Raw genomic sequence first — 19,752 nt, 5'->3', positions numbered from 1 at the left:
GACGTCGCCGGCGTGGTGCACCTGGCCGACCTGCTCGCCGCACCCCGCGCCGACCAGGAGCCGATCTCCGTGCTGTGGCGCGAGCCGTTGGTGCTGCCGACGGCGATGATGCTGCCGGACGCGATGCGCACCATGGCCGACACCCGCAACCAGCTCGCCTGCGTGATCGACGAGTACGGCGGCTTCACCGGCGTGCTCGCCTTCGAGGACATCGCCGAGGAGCTGGTCGGTGAGATCACCGACGAGCACGACGAGCCGATCGACGGCTGGGTCGACGCCGAGGACGACGGCATCTGGGTGATGGCCGGCGAGGTGCACATCGACGAGGTCGAGCGCGCCGTGGGCCGCGACCTGCCCGAGGGCGACTACGAGACCATCGCGGGGCTGGCGATCGCGGCCCGTGGCGCATTGCCCGCCGAGGGCGAGACGGTGGAGGTGGAGCTGCCGCCCGAGCCGGAGGAGCTGTTGGACGAGGACGCTGCGGCCACGCTGCTCCAGATCGAGATCCTCGAGGTCGAGCGCCACGTGCCCACCCGGGTCCGGATCCAGCTGAAGGCGGGGGAGAGCTGATGGAGAACCCGTGGGTGGTCGCTGCGGCGACCACGGCGATCATCGCCCTGAGTGCCTTCTTCGTGGCCGTCGAGTTCGCGTTGCTCGCCGCCAAGCGGCACCGGCTCGAGGACCGCGCCGGCGAGAGCAGCTCGGCCCGTGCCGCGCTGCGCAGCGCCAACGAGCTGACCGTGCTGCTAGCCGGCTGCCAGCTCGGCATCACTGCCGCCACGCTGGCGCTGGGTGCGATCACCAAGCCGGCCGTGCACCACTGGATCACCCCGGTGATCGAGGAGATCGGCGCGCCCTTCTGGGTCGCCGACGTGGCGGGCTTCGTGCTCGCCCTGATCGTGGTCACCTTCCTGCACCTGGTGGTCGGGGAGATGGCGCCCAAGTCGTGGGCGATCGCGCACCCGGAGAGCTCGGCGATCGCGTTGGCGCTGCCGATGCGTGCCTTCATGGCGGTCACCCGGCCGGTGCTGATCGGTCTCAACGAGGCCGCCAACTGGTGCCTGCGCAAGGTCGGCGTGGAGCCGGCCGACCAGGTCGGCAGCGGGCAGAACCCGGACGACCTGCGGCACCTGGTGGAGCACTCCGCCAGCGTCGGCGCCCTCGACCTGGCCTACTCGGCACAGATCACCAGCGCCCTGGACCTGCGCAGCCTCACCGTCGGCGACCTGCTCAAGGCGGACCGCACGCCGACGGCGGTGCCGCACGACGCCACCGCGCGCGACGTGCAGACGGCGGCCGCCCGCTCCGGGCATCTGCGGATCCTGGTCGCCTCGGCGGTCGCGGGGCAGACGCCGTCGACGATGGTGCACGTGCGCGACACCCTGCTCGACGCGCCCGATCAGCCGGTCGCCGAGCTGGCCCGGCCGGTGCTGGAGCTGCCCGCCCAGACCCCGCTGTATGCGGCGCTGGGGGAGATGCGCGAGACCCGGAACCACCTGGTGGTGGTGCGCCGGGCCGACGGCACGGTCGGGGTGGTCACCCTCTCCGACGTGTTGGCGAGCCTGCTGCCGCAGCCCTCAATGTGAGCTCAGCGCTGCAAATCGGCCCGAAAGTCAGCGCTGAGGTCACATTGAGTGGGTGACGGCGGCGATCGACTCGTCGGTGCACGACGACCAGAAGCCGCCGACGACGTCCTCGACGTGGCTGAACGACTCCGCCGCGTACAGGACGTCCTGGTACGCGGTGATGTCGTAGTCGGCCGTGCCCATCGCGACCAGGTCGAGGGGGCGGATGGTGACGTCGCGGAACTCCTCGGTCTCGCCGGGGGAGGAGAGGATGCCGGCGCCGTAGGCGCGCAGCTCGCCGCGCTCGAAGAGCACCCCGAACTCGAGGGTGAACCAGAAGACCCTGCTGATGAACTCCAGCGCCTCGGTGCTCTCGACCCGGCGACTCGCCTGGCCGGCCAGCTCGTAGAGGGCGGTGAAGCGCGGGTTGGCCAGGGTGTTCCCGTGCCCGATCACCTCGTGGATGACGTCGGGCTCCGGCGTGTAGAGCGGCACCGAGTGGTGCCGGACGTACTGGGTCGAGAAGAACCGGCGCTCGGCGAGGGCGCCGTAGAAGTCGCGCAGCGGCACCAGTCCGGCCGCGGGCCGGTAGCCGAATCCGGTCAGCGGAGCGAGCCGGGCGCTGACCTCCTCCAGCTGCGGGATCCGGTCGGTGGGAAGCTGCAGGCTCTCCTTGCCGTGCAGGTACTCGGTCGCCGCGTACTGCTCGTGCAGGGGCACCAGCGCCGCGCTGACCTGGGCCCAGACGTCGTGCTCGGCGTCGGTGTAGCTCGCCTGCGGGCAGGGCTCGCCGGGCGTCCATCGTGCGGCCAGGGTGGCGAGCTCGTCGCGCCGGGCGCGGTAGTCGGCGTCGGCGAAGCCGGGGTGGTCGGCGCCGAGCTTGACCTGCAGGGTTCCGTCGGCGCGCTCGGACACGGGCGCGAAGTACTGCGCTTCCTCGAACATGCTCCGAGTCTCACGCGTCGTCCAGATCTTGTGCAGATCCGCTGGACGGATCTCTTGGCAATGCCGGTCGCGAGTGCCAAAGTGTCTAAGCATGGACGAGACTGACCGGCGGATCGTGGACGTTCTGCGCGTCGATGCCCGGCTCTCGATCAGCGAGCTGGCGCAGCGGGTCGGCGTCAGCCGGGCGAGCGCCTACGCCCGCTTCAACCGGCTGGTCACGGAACGGGTGATCCGCCGCTTCACCGTGGAGGTCGACCCGGCAGCGCTCGGCGAGGGCCTGGCCGCCTACGTGCACGTCCGGATCAAGCAGAACTCGTGGAAGTCGTTCCGCACCAAGGCCTGGGCGCTGGCCGAGGCCGAGCACGTGGCGCTGGTGGCCGGGGACTTCGACTGCGTTCTGCTGGTCCGGGCCCGCGACACCGCCCATCTGCGCCAGGTGGTGCTGGAGCGGATCCAGGCGCTGCCGGAGGTGGTGGCCACCCAGACGGTGCTGATCTTCGAGGAGCACCACGGGCACCTGTGACGTGAGACGATGCCCGGGTGTGGGGAGTGACGGATCTGGGCACCTATCTGGTCGGGCTGGTGCTGATCATCCTGCTGCCCGGCCCGAACTCGATCTACGTGCTCTCGGTGGCGGCTCGCCGCGGCGTGCGCGCGGGCTATGCCGCCGCCTGCGGCGTCTTCACGGGTGACGCGGTGCTGATGGTGCTCTCGGCCGCCGGCGTCGCCTCGGTGCTGCGCACCAATGAGGTGCTGTTCACGATCATCAAGTACGCCGGGGCCGGCTACCTGGGCTGGCTCGCCTTCGGGATGCTGCGGGGAGGATGGTCGCTGTGGCGGCGACGGCGCACCGCGGTGGCCGAGCTGGAGATCCCGGAGGCTCCTGCCCCGGTGGAGCGCCCCTACCGGCGGGCGCTGGTGATCAGCCTGCTCAACCCCAAGGCGATCCTCTTCTTCATCGCCTTCTTCGTGCAGTTCGTCGACCCGGCCTATGACAATCCGGCGCTCTCGTTCCTGGTGCTCGGCATCCTTGTGGAGATCGCCAGCCTGCTCTACCTGAGCGCGCTGATCTTCGCCGGGGCGCGGCTCGCCGAGGCGGTGCGCCGCCGCCGGGCGCTGGCAGCCGGCGGCACCACCGTGGTCGGTGCGGTCTTCCTGGCCTTCGCGGTCAAGCTGGCGACGGCGAGCGCCGGCTAGCCGGTCGGGGACAGCGCAGCGTCCACCAGTGCGTAGGTGGGGGCGTCGAAGGCCACGATCCGGGCCTCGCGGACCCGCGTCGGCGTTGAGCGCAGGGTCTCGACCGCGGCGGCGACGGCGTCCTGCTTGGGCCAGCCGTAGACCCCGGCACTGATCAACGGGAACGCGACCGAGGCGGCGCCGAGCTCGTCGGCGACCTCCAGGCAGCGCCGGTAGCAGGAGACCAGCAGGCCGCGGTCGGTCTGGCCGGCGTGCCGGTTCGGCCCGACGGTGTGGATCACCCAGCGCGCCGGCAGGTCGCCGGCGACCGTCCATCCGGCGTCGCCGGTGGCGAGACCGTCCGGGAACCGCTCGATGCAGTCGGCCAGCACCGCCGGGCCACCGGCGCGGTGGATCGCGCCGTCCACGCCGCCACCGCCGCGCATCGCGTTGTTGGCGGCGTTGACCACCGCGTCCACCTGCTGCTCGGTGATGTCTCCGTGGACGGCGTGGATCTGCATGCGCTCAGTCTGCCCGGAACTCCGGAGGGATGCCGTCGGGGCCGGCGGCGCCCTCGTCGGCCTCGCCGGACTCGCCGTCCGGCGCACCGGCGACCGCGTCCGCGGGACTGATCGGCTCCTCCATCAGCGCCGGGTCGAGAGCGCCGACCTCGCTGAGCTGGCCCTCGGCGTCCGCCTCGTCGGCGACGGCCTCCGGGTCGAGGTCGTGCCGGTGGATCTGGGTCTCCTCGTCGGCGTCGCCCTCGTGCACGACGGCCTCGACGTCGTCGGGATTCTGGTCCAGGTTGAACTCACTCATGGCTGCTCCCTTCTCGCCCCGTTCCTCTTCCTGATGCGTTACCCGACACGGCGATTTCCTAACCGGGGAACCGGATCGGGTCCGGCCGCGTCCCAGCGACATGACCTCGCGAGCACGCACGCTGCTCGCCGTCCTGGCGCTCCTGACGGCCTCGGCGGCGGCTTGCAGCGACGACGGACCGGCACCGACCCTGCGGATCGAGGTGAGCAGCTGGAACGGCTGGGAGGAGCCGGCGCCCGGCGCCGAGCCCCGGGTGGCGGTGCACGAGCTGCGCGGTGCTGAGGGCGAGGAGGTCACCCTCGACGTCCTGACCGGGGAGCTGCGGATCACGGTGGACGAGCGTGACGGCGACGCGCTGCGCCTCGAGCTCGACCAGGAGGTGGCGCCCCTCGGCAGCGGCGGCGGGATGAGCCTCAACGACCTGCAGGACGAGTTCGCGCTGGAGGCCGGCGACACAGTCCGCTTCAGTACGCCGACGATGGACGCCGGCACGACTGTGGAGGTCACCTGGCCCTGAGAACTCGGGGTGCGGCAGACTCACCCTGCGGCGCGGAGCGGCGCCGGTGAAGGGAGAGCAGTCGTGGTGAGCGGGCGTGACCAGCGTGGGCCGATGGAGCGCCTGGTCCGGATGGCAGCCGCGCTGCGTGCTGCCGGCACCGGCGGGGTCACCGCCGAGCGGCTGGCCGAGCTGGCCGAGTTCGGTGGCGCGGGTCGCCTCGACCAGGTCGCCCGCGAGCTGCGGCACCTCAACCACCAGGGCTGGCAGATCGACAACATCGCCGCCCGCGGCGAGCCCGCCGTGTACCGGATGACCACCGTCGACAACCGGCTCCGGCTCCGGCTCACGCCTGCCCAGCAGGCAGCCCTGCGGCGCGCGGCACTGGTCGCGGACCGAGCCGACCTGGCCGATCGCCTCGGCCTGCCCGAGACAACCTCGGAGCCTCCCGTGGAGGTGGCCGAGGTCGCCCAGGATCTGGCGCTGGGCCTGGTCCTGCAGGCGGTGCGCGAGCAGGCCCTGCTGCGCTTCCGCTACAGCGGCAGCGAGCGCCTGGTGCATCCGGAGTCCGTGCGCACCCAGTACCGCCGTTGGTACCTGCGGGGGGTCGAGGACGGCGCCGAGACGGTGAAGAGCTTCGTGGTCTCGCGGATGAGCGAGGTCGACGTGGAGGCGCCCGGCACCGCGCGTGCGGTGGTCGTCGAGCACCACGAGGCACTGCACCCGATGCGGTGGCAGGTGGACGAGCCGGTGCTGGTGCGGCTGCGGACCCGGGCCGAGTTCGTGCCCGACGTGCACCGGTGGCTGGGCGAGCCCGAGGCCGAGACCGGCCAGGACGACGCGGTCCTGCTCGACTACGCCGTCACCCATCGCGCCGCCCTCTACGATCGCCTCTACGAGCTCGGCACCCGGGTGCAGGTGCTCGGCCCTGACGACGTCCGCACCGAGCTGCTCGGCGAGCTCGACTCGATGGCAGGCCGGTGACGACCATGCTCTCCTATGTCCAGCGGATCGCCCGGCTGCCGAAGGTCTTCGAGGTGCTCGGCGCCTACCCCGACGGGCTCACGGTCGACGAGCTCGCCTCGCGCGTCGGCGTCGACTCCACCGAGCTGCGCCAAGACCTGCTGGCCTTCTACGCGGCCGACCTCGGGCCCGAATGGCTGATGGGGCTGTCGCGTCCCGAGGTGTTGGAGTTCGTCGGCCCGGACGGCGTCGACGAGGACCCGAACCACGCCGAGCGGGTGCGGATCGTGGACCCGCGGCCGAGTGAGGAGCTCGGCGTGGAGTACGTGGACGCCGCCGAGCTGGCGTTGATCTACACCGCCGCCCAGATGGAGCTGGAGGCTGCCTGGAGCCAGGACCTGGCCGACGCGCTGGCGGTCCTGGAGGAGACCCTGCTGGGCACCGCGGCCCGCCCGGTCGAGGGCGCCGAGCCCGAGCCGGGCGCACCGGGCGACGGCGGAGCGCGCAGCGAGACCCTGGCCGCGCTCCAGCTGGCCCGCACCGAGCAGCGCAAGGTCCGGATCGTCTACTCGCGCAGCTGGCGCCACGGCGTCTCGGAGCGGATCGTCGAGCCCTACCGGCTGGTGCACACCCGCCGCGGCTGGGAGCTCGACGCCGGGGTCGGCGACGAGCAGCTGCGGACCTTCCTGCTCACCAACGTCCGCAGCTGCGAGCCGCTGGAGGAGACCTTCGCGCCGCCGTCCGATCTGGCCGAGCGGCTGATCGCGCAACGGGCCACCACCACGGCCCGGGTGCGGGTGCCGTACCAGGCGCGCTGGGCGGCGGACTCCTACGCCGAGCAGGTGCGCGTCGTCGCCGAGCACGAGTCGGTCGTCGAGCTGGAGCTGGAGCTGTTGCCGCCGCTGGAGCGCCGGCTGGGGCTGCTGCTCCTGGTGGCCGGCACCGAGGCGGAGCTGGTGGAGCCGGCCGGGCTGGCCGGTGCCCGCGCCGAGCTCGCCCGTGAGCTCCGCGCCCACCACTCCTCAATGTGACCTGAGCGCGCCGAATTCGGCTGATTTCGAGCGCTGAGGTCACATTGAGCTGGAGAACTGAGCGGCGTGCAGGCGGGCGAAGGCCCCGCCGGCCGCCAGCAGCTCGGCGTGGCTGCCCTGCTCCACGATCCGGCCGTCCTCCATCACCAGGATCAGATCGGCGTCGCGGATCGTGGAGAGCCGGTGTGCGATCACGAAGGACGTCCGCTCGGCCCGCAGCGCCGCCATCGCCTGCTGCAGCAGCAGCTCGGTGCGGGTGTCCACCGAGGAGGTCGCCTCGTCGAGGATCAACAGGGCCGGACGCGCGAGGAACGCGCGGGCGATGGTGATCAGCTGCCGCTCGCCTGCGGAGAGGTTCGAGCCGTCGTCCTCGACGCGGGTCGCGTAGCCCTGAGGCAGCGAGTGCACGAACCGGTCCACGTAGGTGGCCCGCGCGGCGCTGCGGATCTCCTCGTCGCTGGCATCGGGCCGGCCGTAGGCGATGTTGTCGCGGATCGTGCCCTCGAAGAGCCAGGTGTCCTGGAGGACCATGCCGACATTGCCGCGCAGCTGGGCGCGCGAGATCGAGGAGATGTCCGTGCCGTCCAAGGTGATCCGGCCGCCGTCGAGCTCGTAGAAGCGCATGATCAGGTTGACCAGGGTGGTCTTCCCAGCACCGGTCGGGCCGACGATCGCCACCGTCTGACCGGGCTCGGCGACCAGGGAGAGGTGCTCGATCAGCGGCCGGTCCGGGGCGTAGGAGAACGAGACGTCCTCGAACGCGACGGCGCCGCGCGGCCGGTCGAGGGCACGCTGCGGGGACGGCGCGGGGTCGGGTTCCTCCTCCTCGGCGTCGAGCAGCTCGAAGACCCGCTCCGCCGAGGCGACGCCGGACTGCAGCAGGTTCGCCATCGAGGCGATCTGGGTCAGCGGCTGGGTGAACTGGCGGCTGTACTGGATGAACGCCTGCACCTCGCCGATGGTGAGCGCGCCGCTGGTGACCCGCAGGCCGCCGATCACCGCGACCGCCACGTAGGTGAGGTTCCCGAGCAGCATCATCATCGGCATGATCAGGCCACTGATGAACTGGGCTCGGTAGGAGGCCGCATAGAGCGCCTCGTTCTGCTCGGCGAACTCGGCGTTGACGGCGGCCCGGCGGCCGAAGACGGAGACCAGGGCGTGCCCGGAGATCGACTCCTCGACGTGGGCGTTCAGCGCCCCGGTGCGGCGCCACTGCGCGATGAACTCGCGCTGCGAGCGCTTCATGATCCGGCCGGTCGCGAAGATCGAGATGGGCACCGTGCCCAGCGCGATCAGAGCCAGCAGCGGCGAGATCCAGAACATCATCCCGAGCACCGCGACCACGGTGAGCAACGAGGTGAGCAGTTGGCTCATCGTCTGCTGCAGGGTCTGGCTGACGTTGTCGATGTCGTTGGTGACCCGGCTCAGCAGCTCGCCGCGGGGCTGCCGGTCGAAGTAGGAGAGCGGCAACCGGTGCACCTTCTCCTCGACGTCGGTGCGCATCTGCCTGACGGTGCCCTGCACCACGTCGTTGACCAGATACCCCTGGAGCCAGGCCATCAGCGCGCCCATCAGGTAGATGCCCAGCACCAGCAGCAGGATCCGGCCGAGTGCGTCGAAGTCGACCGGGGCGTCGGCCAGGAAGCCGTCGAAGACCAGGTCGGTGCCCTTGCCGAGCAGCCACGGACCGACCGCGGTGGCCGCGACGCTGAGCGCGGCGAGCAGCACGACGCCCACGGCGCGGCTCCGCTCGGGTCGCATCCGGCGCAGCAGTCTGCGGGTGGAGACCCGGAAGTCGTCGGCCTTCTGGCCGACCATCCCGGCAGGGCCGCGACCCGGCCCGCCGGCGTTGACGATCCGCTCGGTCTGCTTCATGGTGCCGGGCTGCGGAGAGCCGCCCGGGGTGCTGGTGCGCTCGTCCACGCTCATGCCATCCCCCGCCCACCATCGTTGAGTGGTGCCGTACTGCACCGATCATCGTTGAGTGGTGCCGTACTGCACCGATCAACGTTGGACACCTCCACGCCCTGGCTGCTGGCGATCTCGCGGTAGGTCTCGTTGTCGGCCAGCAGGGCGTCGTGGGTGCCGCGACCGACCACCTCGCCGTCCTCGAGGACCAGGATCTGATCGGCGTCGCGGATGGTGGCGATGCGCTGCGCCACGATCACCACGGTGGCCTCGGCGGTGACCGGGCGCAGCGCGGCGCGCAGCCGGGCGTCGGTGGCCACGTCGAGCGCGGAGAAGGCGTCGTCGAACAGATAGATCTCCGGGCGTCTGACGATCGCCCGGGCGATCGCGAGGCGTTGTCGTTGGCCGCCGGAGACGGTGGTGCCGCCCTGCGCGATCGGCGTGTCCAGCTGCTCGGGCAGCGCCTCGACGAACTCCCGCGCCTGGGCGATCTCCAAGGCCTCCCACAGCTCGGCGTCGCTCGCCTCCGGGCGCCCGTGGCGCAGGTTGGAGGCGATCGTGCCGCTGAACAGGAAGGCGCGCTGGGGGACCAGCCCGATCGTGGCCCACAGCGTCTCGGGGTCCAGGTCGCGCACGTCGACGTCGTCCACGGCGACGGTGCCGGCGGTGGCGTCGAGCAGGCGCGGGATCAGGTTGACCAAGGTGGTCTTGCCGGCGCCGGTGGAGCCGATCACGGCCACCGTCTGACCGGGCCGCGCGGTGAGGTCGACGCCGCGCAGCACCGGCGCCTCGGCACCCGGGAAGGTGACGCCGACGTTGCGGAGGTCGAGGTGGCCGCGGGCGCTGAGCGCGCGCACCGGCTGGGCGGGCGCGACGACGCTGCTGGGGGTGTTCAGCACCTCGGCGATCCGGTCGGCGCTGACGGAGGCCCGCGGGACGCTCATCAGCATGAAGGTGCCCATCATCACCGACATCAGGATCTGCATCAGGTAGGAGATGAAGGCGGTCAGGGCGCCGACCTCCATCTGGCCTCCATCGACGCGATGACCGCCGAACCAGATCACCCCGACGCTGGCGACGTTGGAGACGGTCAGCACGATCGGGAACATCGCGGCCATCCAGCGACCGGCGGTGATGGCGACCTCGGTCAGGTCGTCGTTGGCCTGCGCGAAGCGCTCCCGCTCGACCGGCTCGCGGACGAAGGCACGGACCACCCGGATCCCGGTGATCTGCTCGCGCAGCACCCGGTTGACGCCGTCCAAGCGCTCCTGCACGGCACGGAAGGCGGGCACCATCCGGGTGACCACCAGCCCGACCGCCAGGATCAGCAGCGGCACCGTGGCCACGATCAGCCAGGAGAGGCCGAGGTCCTCGCGCATCGCCATCACCACGCCGCCGACCATCATGATCGGGATGCTGGCGCCCATCACGCAGGTCATCATCGCCAGCATCTGCACCTGCTGCACGTCGTTGGTGGCGCGGGTGATCAGCGACGGCGCGCCGAAGGTGGCGACCTCGCGGTTGGAGTATCCGCCGATGGTGGTGAAGAGGGCGGCCCGCAGGTCGCGCCCGAAAGACATCGATGCCCGGCCGGCGAAGTAGGCGGCCACCATCTGGCAGCCCGCCTGGGCGAGGGTGACGGCGAGCATGATCGCGCCCAGGCGCAGCACGTAGTCGTTGTCGCCGGTGGCCACGCCCTTGTCGATGATGTCGGCGTTGAGGCTGGGCAGGAAGAGCATCGCCAGCGTGGCCGTGAACTGGAGTGCGACCACGATCGTCAGCCAGGTGCGATACGGGCGGAGGTACTGGCGGAGGAGTCGGAGGAGCACCTAGGCAGTGTGTCATCTCCTCGACCCCGGGGCGAGATCAATATATGATCTATACATGGCCTTCAGTACGATCACCGACCTCGACGTCGCAGCTGCCCAGAAGAAGAGCAACGAGCTTCTCGCCCGCCTGCTCTCCACCTCCTCCGAGACCTACGTGACCGGCCCGGTGGGCCAGGGCACGGGGGAGCGGGTCCTCGTCCTCGGCGGTACCGGGTACATCGGTCGCGCGCTGGTCCCCGAGCTGGCGGCCCGCGGCTACCAGCCGGTCCTGCTGACCCGCAACGCCGAGGTGAAGAACGACGCGGAGTTCGCGTCCGCCGAGGTCGCCGTCGGCGACCCCACCCGTCCCGGCGACATCGCCCGGCTGATCGAGGCCGCCCCGGTCGACGTGGTGATCTCCCTGCTCAGCGGACGCCGTCCCAACGACGCCGAGGAGTGCCGCCTGGTCGACCACGAGGCAGTGGTCAACGGCATCAAGGCGTCGGTGGCCGGCAAGGTGCGCCAGTTCATCCACATCAGCGACTTCGGCGCCTACCGCCCCGAGCTGATCCCGCAGGTCTACAAGCTGCAGGTCGAGGGCGAGCTGATCGGCCAGCACCACGGCCCGCTGCCGTGGACGATCATCCGGCCCACCGCCTACTACCCCTACCTCTCGATGACCTTCGGCGACGTCAAGAACGGGCTGAAGTACCGGATCTTCGACCATGGCGAGTACAACGTGGTCAACCCGATCGCCCGCGAGGACCTGGCCGAGTTCATCGTCAACCAGGTGCTCAACGCCGACGCGCTCGGACGGGTGCTGCCGGTCGGCGGCCCGTGGAGCGAGGAGAACGTCGTCACCTTGAAGAAGGCCGGCGAGATGATGTTCGAGATCAACGGCCGCACCCCCGACTGGGAGGTCGTCTCAATGGCGGCCTGGGACAAGAAGATCGCCCGGCTGACCCGCCTCGGCAAGATCAGCAAGCAGCTCAAGCCGGTCGCCTACTACCTGGAGGCGGCCAAGTACTGGTCGGTCGTCGACCACGTGGCTCCGGCCTACGGGACCCGCACCCTGCGCGAGTTCATGGGCAAGCTGGTCGACCGCGAATGGCCCACCGGCTCCTTCCGCGAGCGGATGAAGAACGGCACGAACGTGATGCCCACCGACGTGTAGCGTGAGGCCATGAGTGACGCAGCTCCGGTCTTCCTTGAGCCAGGGCGGACCTTCACCGCCGAGGAGATCACCTTCTTCGCGGGGCGCGGGGAGCGCTCCCTGGAGGAGGCGCTGAGCACCGCCGAGGTGCTGGTCAGCTGTCCGCACTCGGGGGCGGCGATCCCCGGCGAGCTGCGTCCCTACCTGGCCGACGGCTTCACCCGCCGGCTGCAGTACGACTTCACCGACTGCTCCACGGCGCCGATCGTGCGGCGCTGGGCCGAGCTCGACCCCAGCATCGTCTACGTGGAGAACCCGCACCCACGGCTGGTCCGCGACCCCAACCGGGCCCGGCCCGACGACCTCGCGGACCGGCTCGGCGAGGCGCTGCGCCGGGTCCGCGAGGCGGGCCCGTTCCAGCGCGTCGACCTCAGTGGCGTGGACGCGATCCGTCCGGTCACCTTCTCCTTCTTCCCGATGCTCGCGGTGCCGGACGACGAGCGCGGCGTCGCCGATCTGGTGGCGGCCTTCGTGGAGGCCGGGTCGCGCGGCGTCGACGTCTACCAGCGCACCCGCGAGGCGCTGCAGGAGCGGCTCATCGACCAGGCGCTGGCGGGACGCTCGCCGTCGGGATCACTGACCGCGCTCTCGTTCCACGACACCATGAACCACACCACCACCCGCGACGGCGCGGTGAACGTCGAGCGCGACCCGCGGGACCGGCTGCCGGCGGTGGTGGCGCTCTCCAACCGCGGCACGAGCACCGGCGACCCGCGGTCCGAGGACCCGGCCGTCACCATGGATCCGGCCCGGGTCCGGTTGCTCGCGCAGGCGCATCGCGAGGCGTTCGCGGTCGCCGACGCCGAGGACGTCGCGCTCAATCAGCCGTACCTCGGCAGCCAGGAGATCATCAGCTCCGGGGCCCGCTTCGCCGCGCTGGGCGAGGCCGCGCACGCAGCAGGGGTGACCTTCGACGCCGTGCAGGCCGAGTTCCTGCGCGAGCTGCTGCTGGGCGCCGCGAACGCCGCCCACATCGCCGAGCCGGGCGTCGACTGGCCGGAGCCCGACGCCGCCCACGTGGACCGGCTCGCGCACCAGTGCGCTGCCGCCTGGCAGCGCTACCGCGAGCTGCTGCGCTAGGCGCGCCTAGACCCCGCCGCCGACCACGATGCCGAGCAGTGCGCCGGCCGCGATCGAGGTGAGCGCCAGCACCACCGTGGGGATCGCGAAGGAGTGGTCGACCAGCTTCGTGCCGAGCTTGGTGCTGCCCGACTCGTCGAAGTTGGCGGCTGCGATCTGCGAGCCGTTGGTGGGCAGCAGGTAGATGCCGGCGAAGGCTCCCGCCCACATGCCGGAGAGGAGCCCGGGCGCGATCCCGGCGGTGAGCCCGATCGGCACGATGGTCTGGGTCGCGGTCGACTGGCTGGTGGTGAGCACGCAGACCACGAAGACGCCGAGCGCGAAGACCCACGGAGCATCCTGGACGATGTCGCCGATGCCGTTGACGATGTCGTCGGTGTGCGCGGTGATGAAGGTGTTCGTCAACCAGGCAAGGCCGAACAGGGCGATCGCCGAGACCATGCCGGCGCGGAAGACGGTCTGCTCGGGGATGGCGGCGACCTTCGGCTTGCAGGCCAGCAGGATCAGCGATCCGGTGAGGAACATGATCATCTGGATCAGCGAGGTCATCCCCATCGGCTCGCCGTCCACCTCGGGGCGGATCCCCTTGGCGAGTCCGAAGACGACGATCGCGGCGACGCCGAGCAGGAAGATCAGGGCCGCGTTGCGGCCGGCCACGGTGGCCTTGACCTCGAGCTCCTTGACCCCGGCCATGCCCGGCGCCGGCAGCTCGCCCTTGCTGATCCGGGCCTGGATCTCCGGGTCCTCCGCGATCTCCTTGCCGAGCCGGTTGACCACGAACGAGCTGAGCACGATGCCGATGATCGCAGCGGGCAGGGTGACCTTGATGATGTCGAACATCTCGTAGTTGTAGGGCGCGACCTCGGTCAGCGCGACCATCGCCGCCATCGCCGCCGAGACCGGGCTGCAGGCCAGTGCGATGCCGGTGGCGACGACCGAGAGCGACAGCGGCCGCGAGGGCCGGACCCCGTTGCGGTACGAGAGATCGGAGATCACCGGGAGCAGCGGATAGAGGATGTTCGAGGTGCCGGCACCGACCGAGAACAGGAACGAGACCAGCGGTGCGATCAGGGTGATCTGGCGAGGTCGTGCCGCGATGATCTTCGCGGCGACGGTGACCAGCCAGTCGATGCCGCCGGCCAACTGCATCATCGAGCTGGCCAGCACCACGGTGAGCACGATCAACAGGGCGTCGACCGGCGGGCTGCCCGGCTCCTCGCCGAAGACGAAGACCAGGACCGCCACGCCGGCGCCGCCCCACAGACCGAGGGCGACGCCGCTGGAGCGGGTGCCGAGCACGATGGCGCCGAGCACCACCACGAGTTCCAAGACCACGATCACGGTGTCCATGGCGGCTCCTACGCCTCGAAGGTAGGGAAATACCAGCAGAGATCGTCCGCAGATGGAACAGGCGCGCCGAGCGGTGGGTGGGCCGGCGCCGTGCTCAGAAGGCCGTGGAGCCCGGCTTGATCACCCCGAGGACGGCCGCGATCAGGACCAGCGCCCAGATCCCGTAGACCCAGGGCTCGCTGCGCCGGATCGAGCCCACGATGCCGCGCTCCACCTCGGGGGTGGAGCCAGTCGTCATCAGCGCGCCGAAGGACGGGCCGAAGGGCTTGAGGGCCCGCCGGATCATCACGCCACACAAGATGCAGAGTCCGTAGGCCAGCAGCTTGGCGCCGAGCCACTTGGGGTTGGTGTCGACGCCGAAGGGCTCGGCGACGAGCAGGGTGTAGAGCGCGACGCCGACCAGCACCGCAGAGAGCAGGTAGCGCACCCACAGGTCGGCGCTGTGCCACAGGGCGGTGTGCTTGCTGCCGCCGCGGGCCTCGGCCAGCGAGACGGCGGCCCAGGCCAGAGTGCCGATCCAGACCAGGGCGAGCATCCAGCCGGTCATGAAGAACTCGTCGCCGAGCGGCCCGTAGTACATCAGGGTGACGCCGCTGGCGCCGAAGAGGATCAGCGAGAAGCGCGGCGCCATGTCGCAGCCGACCATGATCTTGGCCGCGATCGCGCGGGTCTCGGGCTGCAGCTCCGGCTTGATGATGAAGCGGCTGGAGTAGTAGACGCCGAGGTCGCCGCCGAGCCAGTACACGAAGAGCAGCACGTGCAGGATGATCGAGAGGCTGTAGCCGTTGAGGCCGTGCACGGCGGTGACGGCCTCGGCGCTGAGCAGTGCGCTCATCGGCGGCCACCTCCGAACCGGCCGGCCCGGCCCAGCAGGGCGGGTGCCTGGGGGAGGCCGAGCTGCTCGGCGATCCAGATCCCGGTCGCGGCGACGGCGTCCGCGTCGATGCCCTCCCGGCGGTCGCTGCGCACCGGCTGCCCGCTGCGCTCCAGCAGGTAGAGCAGGTCTTCGGTGGCGATGTTCCCGGTCGCGCCCGGGGCGAAGGGGCAACCACCGATGCCGCCGGTGGAGGCGTCGAGCACGGTGACGCCGGCGGCGATCGCAGCGATCGCGTTGGCGTAGCCGGTGTTGCGGGTGTTGTGGAAGTGCGCGCGCAGCGCGACCGTGTCGTCGAGCTCGCGCAGGCCGGCGACGATCTCGGTGACCTGGGCCGGCACGCCGACGCCGATGGTGTCGGCGATGGCCAATTCGTCCGGACCGCCGTCGAGCACGCCGCGGGCGACGTCCAGCACCCGGGCGGTGGGCACCTCGCCGTCGAAGGGGCAGCCGAAGGCGGCGGCGATGATCACGCTGGCCTTGAGGCCTGCGGCCCGGGCGTCGTCGGCGATCTCGTGCCAGGCGGCGATCTGGGCCGCCGTGTCGACGCCCTGGTTCTTGACGGCCAGGCCGTCGGAGGCGACGACCACGGAGGTGATCTCGTCGCAGCCGGCCGCGACCGCGCGCTCGAGGCCCTTGCGGTTGAGCACCAGGCCGATCGAGGTGAGTCCCTCGGTGCCGCGGAGCTCGGCCAGCACCTCGGCGGCGTCCGCCATCTGCGGAACCCGGTCGGGCCGGGCGAAGGCGGTGACCTCGATCCGGCGGATGCCGGCGGCCACGCTGCGGCGGACGAGCTCGACCTTGGTCGCGGTGGGCAGGAGCGCCTTCTCGTTCTGGAGGCCGTCGCGGGGCGCGACCTCGACGATCTCGATCTCAGGCGCTGTGGGTGTGGTGGTCATCTTCCATCCCTCGGTCGGAGCAGTAGCGCTTCTCATCATATCGAATATATGATTTGGCCCATGGAGAGTTCCGTTTCTGTTTCCGGGTCGTTGTCGGGCGTGCGGGTGATCGAGGCCGGGCAGCTGCTCGCCGGCCCCTTCGCGGCCACGTTGTTGGGTGATCAGGGTGCCGATGTGATCAAGGTCGAGCCGCCCGGCGTCGGGGATCCGATGCGTGCGTGGGGCCGCACCGACGGCACCTCGCTGTGGTGGCCCGTGGTCGGGCGCAACAAGCGCTCGGTCACGCTGAACCTGCGCGAGGCCGAGGGGCAGGAGCTCTTCCTGCAGCTGGTCGCCGAGGCCGACATCGTGATCGAGAACTTCCGGGCCGGCACGTTCGAACGTTGGAACCTGTCGTACGAGCAGCTGAAGGCGGTCAACCCCGGCATCATCATGGTGCGGGTCTCCGGCTACGGGCAGACCGGACCGTACGCGAACCGGGCCGGCTACGGCTCGATCGGCGAGGCGATGGGCGGGCTCCGCTACGTCCTCGGCGACGCCGACCGGCAGCCCGCCCGGGCCGGCATCTCGATCGGCGACTCGCTCGCCGCGATGCACGCGACCGTCGGCACCCTCTCGGCGTTGCAGCACCGCAACCGGACCGGCGAGGGCCAGGTCGTCGACGCGTCCATCTACGAGTCCGTGCTGGCGATGATGGAGAGCCTGGTGACCGAGTGGGACGTCGCGCAGTACCAGCGTGAGCGGACCGGCGCGATCCTGCCCAACGTGGCGCCGTCCAACGTCTACCCGACCAAGGACGACCAGCTCGTGCTGATCGCCGCCAACCAGGACACCGTCTCGGCGCGGCTGTTCGCACTGATGGGCAAGCCGGAGTGGTCGGAGCCGGGTCACCCGTATGCCTCGCATGTCGGGCGCGGCAAGGCGCAGGTCGAGCTCGATGCGCTGATCTCGGAGTGGACGGCCACGGTGATGGCCGAGGAGCTGCTCGAGATGATGAACGACGGGGGAGTCCCGGCGGGGCGGATCTACAAGGCCGCCGACATGCTGGAGGACCCGCACTTCCAGGCGCGCGACTCGATCGTCCAGGTGCCCGACCAGACCTTCGGCCAGCTGCGGATGCAGAACGTGGTCCCGAAGCTCTCGGCGACTCCCGGCGCGATCCGGTGGACCGGCCCGGACCTGGGTCAGCACAACGACGAGGTCTTCGGCGACCTGCTGGGCATTCCCGCCGAGCAGCGTGCCTCCCTCGCCGAGCGCGGGATCATCTGAGGCTGCGATGCCGACTCCGCAGGAGCGTGCCGCGGACTACGCCGCGGCCGGATTCGCCAGCCGGATCGGGCCGGGTGCCGCCCCGGCTGTGGTCGTGGTCGATGTCTGTCGAGCCTACCTGGACGACGGTCCGTTCGCCGACGGCGGCGGCAGGTTCGAGGCGGCGCGGGCGAGTGCCGAGCGGATCGTGGAGGCTGCCCGTGCCGCGCGCCGTCCGGTGGTCTTCACCCGGGTGGTGTTGGCGCCCGGGGGCGCCGACGGCGGCTGGTTCGTGGTGAAGGTGCCCGGGCTGGCGGCCTTCGAGGACGGCTCGCCGTGGATCGACCCGCCCGCCGCGCCGGCCCCGCTGCCGGGGGAGCTGATGGTGACCAAGCAGTACGCCTCGGCGTTCTTCGGGACCACCCTCGCCTCCAGCCTGCGGGCGCTCGGCGTGGACACCACGATCACCCTGGGCTTCTCCACCAGTGGCTGCGTGCGCGCGACCGCGCTGGATGCGACGCAGCACGGCTTCCGCTCGCTGGTGGCGCGCGAGGCGTGCGGCGACCGGGACGCGGCCGTGAACGATGCCAACCTCTTCGATCTCGACGCGAAGTACGCCGACGTGATGGGCGAGTCCGAGATCGTTTCCTATCTCTCTACCTTCAAGGAGCCCGCGGCATGAGTGAGCTGCGCATGGTCGACCTCGACTCCGCCGAGCTGGTCTGGGGGTCGCACACGATCGCCGGCTCCGAGCTGCCGGCCGACATCGTGATGCTGCGGATGGACGCCGACGCCGGCACCCGGTCCTGCGTCGTCGCCTTTCCGGAAGGGTGGGAGCGGGCCGTCACCGGCAACCAGCCGGCGGGGGAGGAGATGGTGCTGCTGTCGGGTGGGCTCACGATGAGCGGGCATGCGGTCGCCGTCGGTGAGGCGCTGATCGTGGAGCCGCGGGCCACCCGCGCGGCGACCTCGACCACGGGGGCGACCGCCGCGGTGGTCTGGTTCTCCGGGCCGGGCGGCGGCTGGGCCGACGGCGAGGCCGATGACGCGGGCACGGTCACCGTGCTCGGCTTGGCCGACGGCGAGCTGCGGGCTCCTGGCGCCGGCCTGGTCGGTTCCCTGTTGGGGCGCGACGCCGTCGCTGGGGAGGTCTTCGACACCGACGTCGAGGTGCTCTGGCCGCAGGCGCGCCGCTGGGCCTTCGTGCCCGCAGGCGCGCCGGTTCCTGAGGTCGACGGCTTCGCGGTGGTGCACACCTACTAGTGACTGCGCCCGTCGCTGACGTGGCTGTGCATGGCCCGCCGCCCCTTCCCGGGGAGGCGGGCCATCTCTCGTTTCGCGGGCGCGCGCCGCAGCCTCCGGTGGCCGGGGTGGCTGCCGGAGGTGGCGGTGGTGCTGTCGCTCAGTCGAGTTGGATGGTGCCGAGTGGGGTGACCAGCCAGGTGTGGCCGTGTTTGTTGGTCCAGGTGTAGGTGCCGTCTCGGTTGCGGCGGTAGTGCCAGCCGGCGAAGGTCTTGGCGAGGTGGTGACGGCGGCAGAGCGGCGCCAAATTCTCGGGGTTGGTTTGGCTGGGTGGTCCGGTCTCGTTGTACGGGTCGATGTGGTCGAGGTCGGCGTCGGCTGAGGATCGGGTGCAGTGCGGGAAGACGCAGTGCTGATCTCTGAGCCGGACCTGCTCGGCCATCCAGGCGGGTGGGTCGTGGCGGTCGACGGAGCCGGTGCGGTGGAGGTCGATGACCGGGGTGATGGTGGCGATGGAGCCGTGGCGTTGGAGCCAGTCGGTGAGTTGCTCGATGAGGATCGGGCCGAGGCGGTCGGTGTCGGCAAGCGTCAGGTCGTCGGTGGCGAAGAGGTCGGCCAGCGTGGTGTGCACGAACACCCGCAACCCGCGCCCAGTGCGGCCTCGCGGCGTGGGCTGGTCGGCGGCCTCGTAGTCCAGCGTGCCCTGTGCCTCCGCGATGCTGCCCAGGGCCTTGGCCTTGCGCTGACCGAGCGTGTCGGTGTCGCCGGCGCGCTTCAGCTTCTCCGCCTCGTCACAGACGAGGTCGTGGAACCGCGCCAGATCCAAGGAGTCGCCGACCACGTCCAAGGTGGAGGTGCCCGAGGCCGCGCCGTCAGGCCCGTAGCGGTGCTCAAGCCGCACATCCCAGTCGGCCTTGGTGAGCGGGCCGTTCTTGTCGCGGATCAACTCGGGATGGAACTTCGCCACCGCCATCGCCAGGATGCGTTCGATGGTGGGCCAGCCGTAGCGTTCGCCGTCCGCGAGGGTCTGGTCGAACCAGGAGGCGGCTTCACGGGAGAGCTTGCGGGTGAGCTCCGCGACCCGGCGTGCCTTCCAGCCGGGCACCTCCAGCAGCTCGACCTGCGCCCACAGCAA

Annotated in this window: 21 protein-coding genes; 12 read left to right on the top strand and 9 right to left on the bottom strand. The window is 71.0% G+C overall.

All coding sequences use genetic code 11. From position 1 onward, the window contains the following. On the top strand, positions 1–570 hold a 570-nt coding region (locus ABD151_RS15725; RefSeq protein ID WP_343995717.1), incomplete at its 5' end, for a transporter associated domain-containing protein. Then, positions 570–1,586: a hemolysin family protein gene (locus tag ABD151_RS15720; protein ID WP_343995716.1), complete on the top strand. Its 1,017-nt coding sequence runs from the start codon at positions 570–572 to the stop codon at positions 1,584–1,586. The genes ABD151_RS15725 and ABD151_RS15720, both read left to right, overlap by 1 nt. A gap of 39 nt (positions 1,587–1,625) precedes the next feature. Here ABD151_RS15720 and ABD151_RS15715 read toward each other — a convergent pair whose 3' ends face one another. After that, positions 1,626–2,510: a phenylalanine 4-monooxygenase gene (locus ABD151_RS15715; RefSeq protein ID WP_343995715.1), complete on the bottom strand. Its 885-nt coding sequence runs from the start codon at positions 2,508–2,510 to the stop codon at positions 1,626–1,628. 91 nt (positions 2,511–2,601) lie between these two features. On the opposite strand from ABD151_RS15715, the gene ABD151_RS15710 reads away from it, so the two are divergent. Both ABD151_RS15710 and leuE read left to right on the top strand, forming a co-directional pair. Then, positions 2,602–3,033 (top strand): Lrp/AsnC family transcriptional regulator, encoded by a 432-nt coding sequence (locus ABD151_RS15710; RefSeq protein ID WP_343995714.1) that lies wholly within the window; start codon positions 2,602–2,604, stop codon positions 3,031–3,033. A 17-nt stretch (positions 3,034–3,050) separates the two neighbouring features. Continuing rightward, the gene (gene leuE, locus ABD151_RS15705) at positions 3,051–3,707 is read left to right on the top strand and encodes a leucine efflux protein LeuE (RefSeq protein WP_343995713.1); all 657 of its coding nucleotides are present in this window, start codon (positions 3,051–3,053) and stop codon (positions 3,705–3,707) included. On the opposite strand, the gene ABD151_RS15700 is transcribed toward leuE, so the two are convergent. Then, positions 3,704–4,207 carry an O-acetyl-ADP-ribose deacetylase gene (locus ABD151_RS15700; protein WP_343995712.1) on the bottom strand — a complete coding sequence of 168 codons (504 nt, stop codon included), beginning with the start codon at positions 4,205–4,207 and terminating at the stop codon, positions 3,704–3,706. The genes leuE and ABD151_RS15700 overlap by 4 nt on opposite strands. Positions 4,208–4,211: 4 nt before the next feature. Beyond that, complete coding sequence (locus ABD151_RS15695; protein ID WP_343995711.1) at positions 4,212–4,505, bottom strand: hypothetical protein; 294 nt, start codon at positions 4,503–4,505, stop codon at positions 4,212–4,214. Between the two features lie 100 nt (positions 4,506–4,605). Here ABD151_RS15695 and ABD151_RS15690 point away from each other — a divergent pair, with 100 nt between their 5' ends. The 3 genes from ABD151_RS15690 (at position 4,606) to ABD151_RS15680 (ending at position 6,995) form a co-directional block, all read left to right on the top strand. Then, entirely contained in the window at positions 4,606–5,022 is a 417-nt protein-coding gene (locus ABD151_RS15690) for a hypothetical protein (protein ID WP_343995710.1), read from the top strand. A gap of 93 nt (positions 5,023–5,115) precedes the next feature. Further along, entirely contained in the window at positions 5,116–5,985 is an 870-nt protein-coding gene (locus ABD151_RS15685; protein WP_343995709.1) for a WYL domain-containing protein, read from the top strand. A 5-nt stretch (positions 5,986–5,990) separates the two neighbouring features. Continuing rightward, positions 5,991–6,995, top strand: coding sequence for a helix-turn-helix transcriptional regulator (locus ABD151_RS15680; protein WP_343995815.1), 1,005 nt, complete (start codon positions 5,991–5,993; stop codon positions 6,993–6,995). Positions 6,996–7,034: 39 nt separating this feature from the next. On the opposite strand, the gene ABD151_RS15675 is transcribed toward ABD151_RS15680, so the two are convergent. Both ABD151_RS15675 and ABD151_RS15670 read right to left on the bottom strand, forming a co-directional pair. After that, a complete protein-coding gene (locus tag ABD151_RS15675) occupies positions 7,035–8,924 on the bottom strand; it encodes an ABC transporter ATP-binding protein (protein ID WP_343995708.1) in 1,890 nt (629 codons plus the stop codon). Continuing rightward, positions 8,921–10,732: an ABC transporter ATP-binding protein gene (locus tag ABD151_RS15670; protein WP_343995707.1), complete on the bottom strand. Its 1,812-nt coding sequence runs from the start codon at positions 10,730–10,732 to the stop codon at positions 8,921–8,923. Before ABD151_RS15670 ends, ABD151_RS15675 begins: the two co-directional genes overlap by 4 nt. Before the next feature lie 55 nt (positions 10,733–10,787). On the opposite strand from ABD151_RS15670, the gene ABD151_RS15665 reads away from it, so the two are divergent. Continuing rightward, positions 10,788–11,885, top strand: coding sequence for an NAD(P)H-binding protein (locus tag ABD151_RS15665; protein WP_343995706.1), 1,098 nt, complete (start codon positions 10,788–10,790; stop codon positions 11,883–11,885). A 9-nt stretch (positions 11,886–11,894) separates the two neighbouring features. Beyond that, positions 11,895–13,004: an N-formylglutamate amidohydrolase gene (locus tag ABD151_RS15660; RefSeq protein WP_343995705.1), complete on the top strand. Its 1,110-nt coding sequence runs from the start codon at positions 11,895–11,897 to the stop codon at positions 13,002–13,004. A gap of 6 nt (positions 13,005–13,010) precedes the next feature. Here the strand turns inward: ABD151_RS15660 and ABD151_RS15655 are convergent, their stop codons facing one another. From ABD151_RS15655 to ABD151_RS15645, 3 genes are all read right to left on the bottom strand, one after another. Next, a complete protein-coding gene (locus tag ABD151_RS15655; protein WP_343995704.1) occupies positions 13,011–14,354 on the bottom strand; it encodes an anaerobic C4-dicarboxylate transporter in 1,344 nt (447 codons plus the stop codon). 94 nt (positions 14,355–14,448) lie between these two features. Beyond that, complete coding sequence (locus ABD151_RS15650; protein WP_343995703.1) at positions 14,449–15,189, bottom strand: hypothetical protein; 741 nt, start codon at positions 15,187–15,189, stop codon at positions 14,449–14,451. Next, positions 15,186–16,127 (bottom strand): hydroxymethylglutaryl-CoA lyase, encoded by a 942-nt coding sequence (locus ABD151_RS15645; RefSeq protein WP_343995702.1) that lies wholly within the window; start codon positions 16,125–16,127, stop codon positions 15,186–15,188. The genes ABD151_RS15650 and ABD151_RS15645 overlap by 4 nt, the downstream gene beginning before the upstream one ends. A gap of 60 nt (positions 16,128–16,187) precedes the next feature. Between ABD151_RS15645 and ABD151_RS15640 the strand changes: the two genes are divergently transcribed. Genes ABD151_RS15640 through ABD151_RS15630 form a run of 3 tightly spaced genes read left to right on the top strand, consistent with a single transcriptional unit; the run spans position 16,188 to position 18,638 of the window. Further along, on the top strand, positions 16,188–17,396 hold the full coding sequence (locus ABD151_RS15640; RefSeq protein WP_343995701.1) for a CaiB/BaiF CoA transferase family protein: 1,209 nt from the start codon (positions 16,188–16,190) through the stop codon (positions 17,394–17,396). Between the two features lie 7 nt (positions 17,397–17,403). Next, positions 17,404–18,057 (top strand): isochorismatase family protein, encoded by a 654-nt coding sequence (locus tag ABD151_RS15635; RefSeq protein ID WP_343995700.1) that lies wholly within the window; start codon positions 17,404–17,406, stop codon positions 18,055–18,057. Further along, positions 18,054–18,638, top strand: a complete 585-nt coding sequence (locus ABD151_RS15630) for a hypothetical protein (protein ID WP_343995699.1) — start codon at positions 18,054–18,056, stop codon at positions 18,636–18,638. Before ABD151_RS15635 ends, ABD151_RS15630 begins: the two co-directional genes overlap by 4 nt. Positions 18,639–18,777: 139 nt before the next feature. Here ABD151_RS15630 and ABD151_RS15625 read toward each other — a convergent pair. After that, the coding region (locus tag ABD151_RS15625) for an HNH endonuclease signature motif containing protein (protein ID WP_343995698.1) at positions 18,778–19,752 on the bottom strand (975 nt) is incomplete at its 5' end.

The organism is Nocardioides dubius (assembly GCF_039528155.1).
GTDB lineage: Bacteria > Actinomycetota > Actinomycetes > Propionibacteriales > Nocardioidaceae > Nocardioides > Nocardioides dubius.
This window is presented reverse-complemented; position numbering and strand designations above follow the sequence as displayed.

Bases quoted from the DNA above. Each gene is read 5' to 3' on its own strand.
- ABD151_RS15715 (WP_343995715.1), bottom strand. From the start codon at position 2,510: ATGTTCGAGGAAGCGCAGTACTTCGCGCCCGTGTCCGAGCGCGCCGAC.
- ABD151_RS15640 (WP_343995701.1), top strand. From the start codon at position 16,188: ATGGAGAGTTCCGTTTCTGTTTCCGGGTCGTTGTCGGGCGTGCGGGTG.
- ABD151_RS15665 (WP_343995706.1), top strand. From the start codon at position 10,788: ATGGCCTTCAGTACGATCACCGACCTCGACGTCGCAGCTGCCCAGAAG.
- ABD151_RS15630 (WP_343995699.1), top strand. From the start codon at position 18,054: ATGAGTGAGCTGCGCATGGTCGACCTCGACTCCGCCGAGCTGGTCTGG.
- ABD151_RS15695 (WP_343995711.1), bottom strand. From the start codon at position 4,505: ATGAGTGAGTTCAACCTGGACCAGAATCCCGACGACGTCGAGGCCGTC.
- ABD151_RS15675 (WP_343995708.1), bottom strand. From the start codon at position 8,924: ATGAGCGTGGACGAGCGCACCAGCACCCCGGGCGGCTCTCCGCAGCCC.
- ABD151_RS15690 (WP_343995710.1), top strand. From the start codon at position 4,606: ATGACCTCGCGAGCACGCACGCTGCTCGCCGTCCTGGCGCTCCTGACG.
- ABD151_RS15710 (WP_343995714.1), top strand. From the start codon at position 2,602: ATGGACGAGACTGACCGGCGGATCGTGGACGTTCTGCGCGTCGATGCC.
- ABD151_RS15635 (WP_343995700.1), top strand. From the start codon at position 17,404: ATGCCGACTCCGCAGGAGCGTGCCGCGGACTACGCCGCGGCCGGATTC.
- ABD151_RS15700 (WP_343995712.1), bottom strand. From the start codon at position 4,207: ATGCAGATCCACGCCGTCCACGGAGACATCACCGAGCAGCAGGTGGAC.
- ABD151_RS15720 (WP_343995716.1), top strand. From the start codon at position 570: ATGGAGAACCCGTGGGTGGTCGCTGCGGCGACCACGGCGATCATCGCC.
- ABD151_RS15650 (WP_343995703.1), bottom strand. From the start codon at position 15,189: ATGAGCGCACTGCTCAGCGCCGAGGCCGTCACCGCCGTGCACGGCCTC.
- ABD151_RS15645 (WP_343995702.1), bottom strand. From the start codon at position 16,127: ATGACCACCACACCCACAGCGCCTGAGATCGAGATCGTCGAGGTCGCG.
- ABD151_RS15660 (WP_343995705.1), top strand. From the start codon at position 11,895: ATGAGTGACGCAGCTCCGGTCTTCCTTGAGCCAGGGCGGACCTTCACC.
- ABD151_RS15655 (WP_343995704.1), bottom strand. From the start codon at position 14,354: ATGGACACCGTGATCGTGGTCTTGGAACTCGTGGTGGTGCTCGGCGCC.
- ABD151_RS15680 (WP_343995815.1), top strand. From the start codon at position 5,991: ATGCTCTCCTATGTCCAGCGGATCGCCCGGCTGCCGAAGGTCTTCGAG.
- ABD151_RS15685 (WP_343995709.1), top strand. From the start codon at position 5,116: ATGGAGCGCCTGGTCCGGATGGCAGCCGCGCTGCGTGCTGCCGGCACC.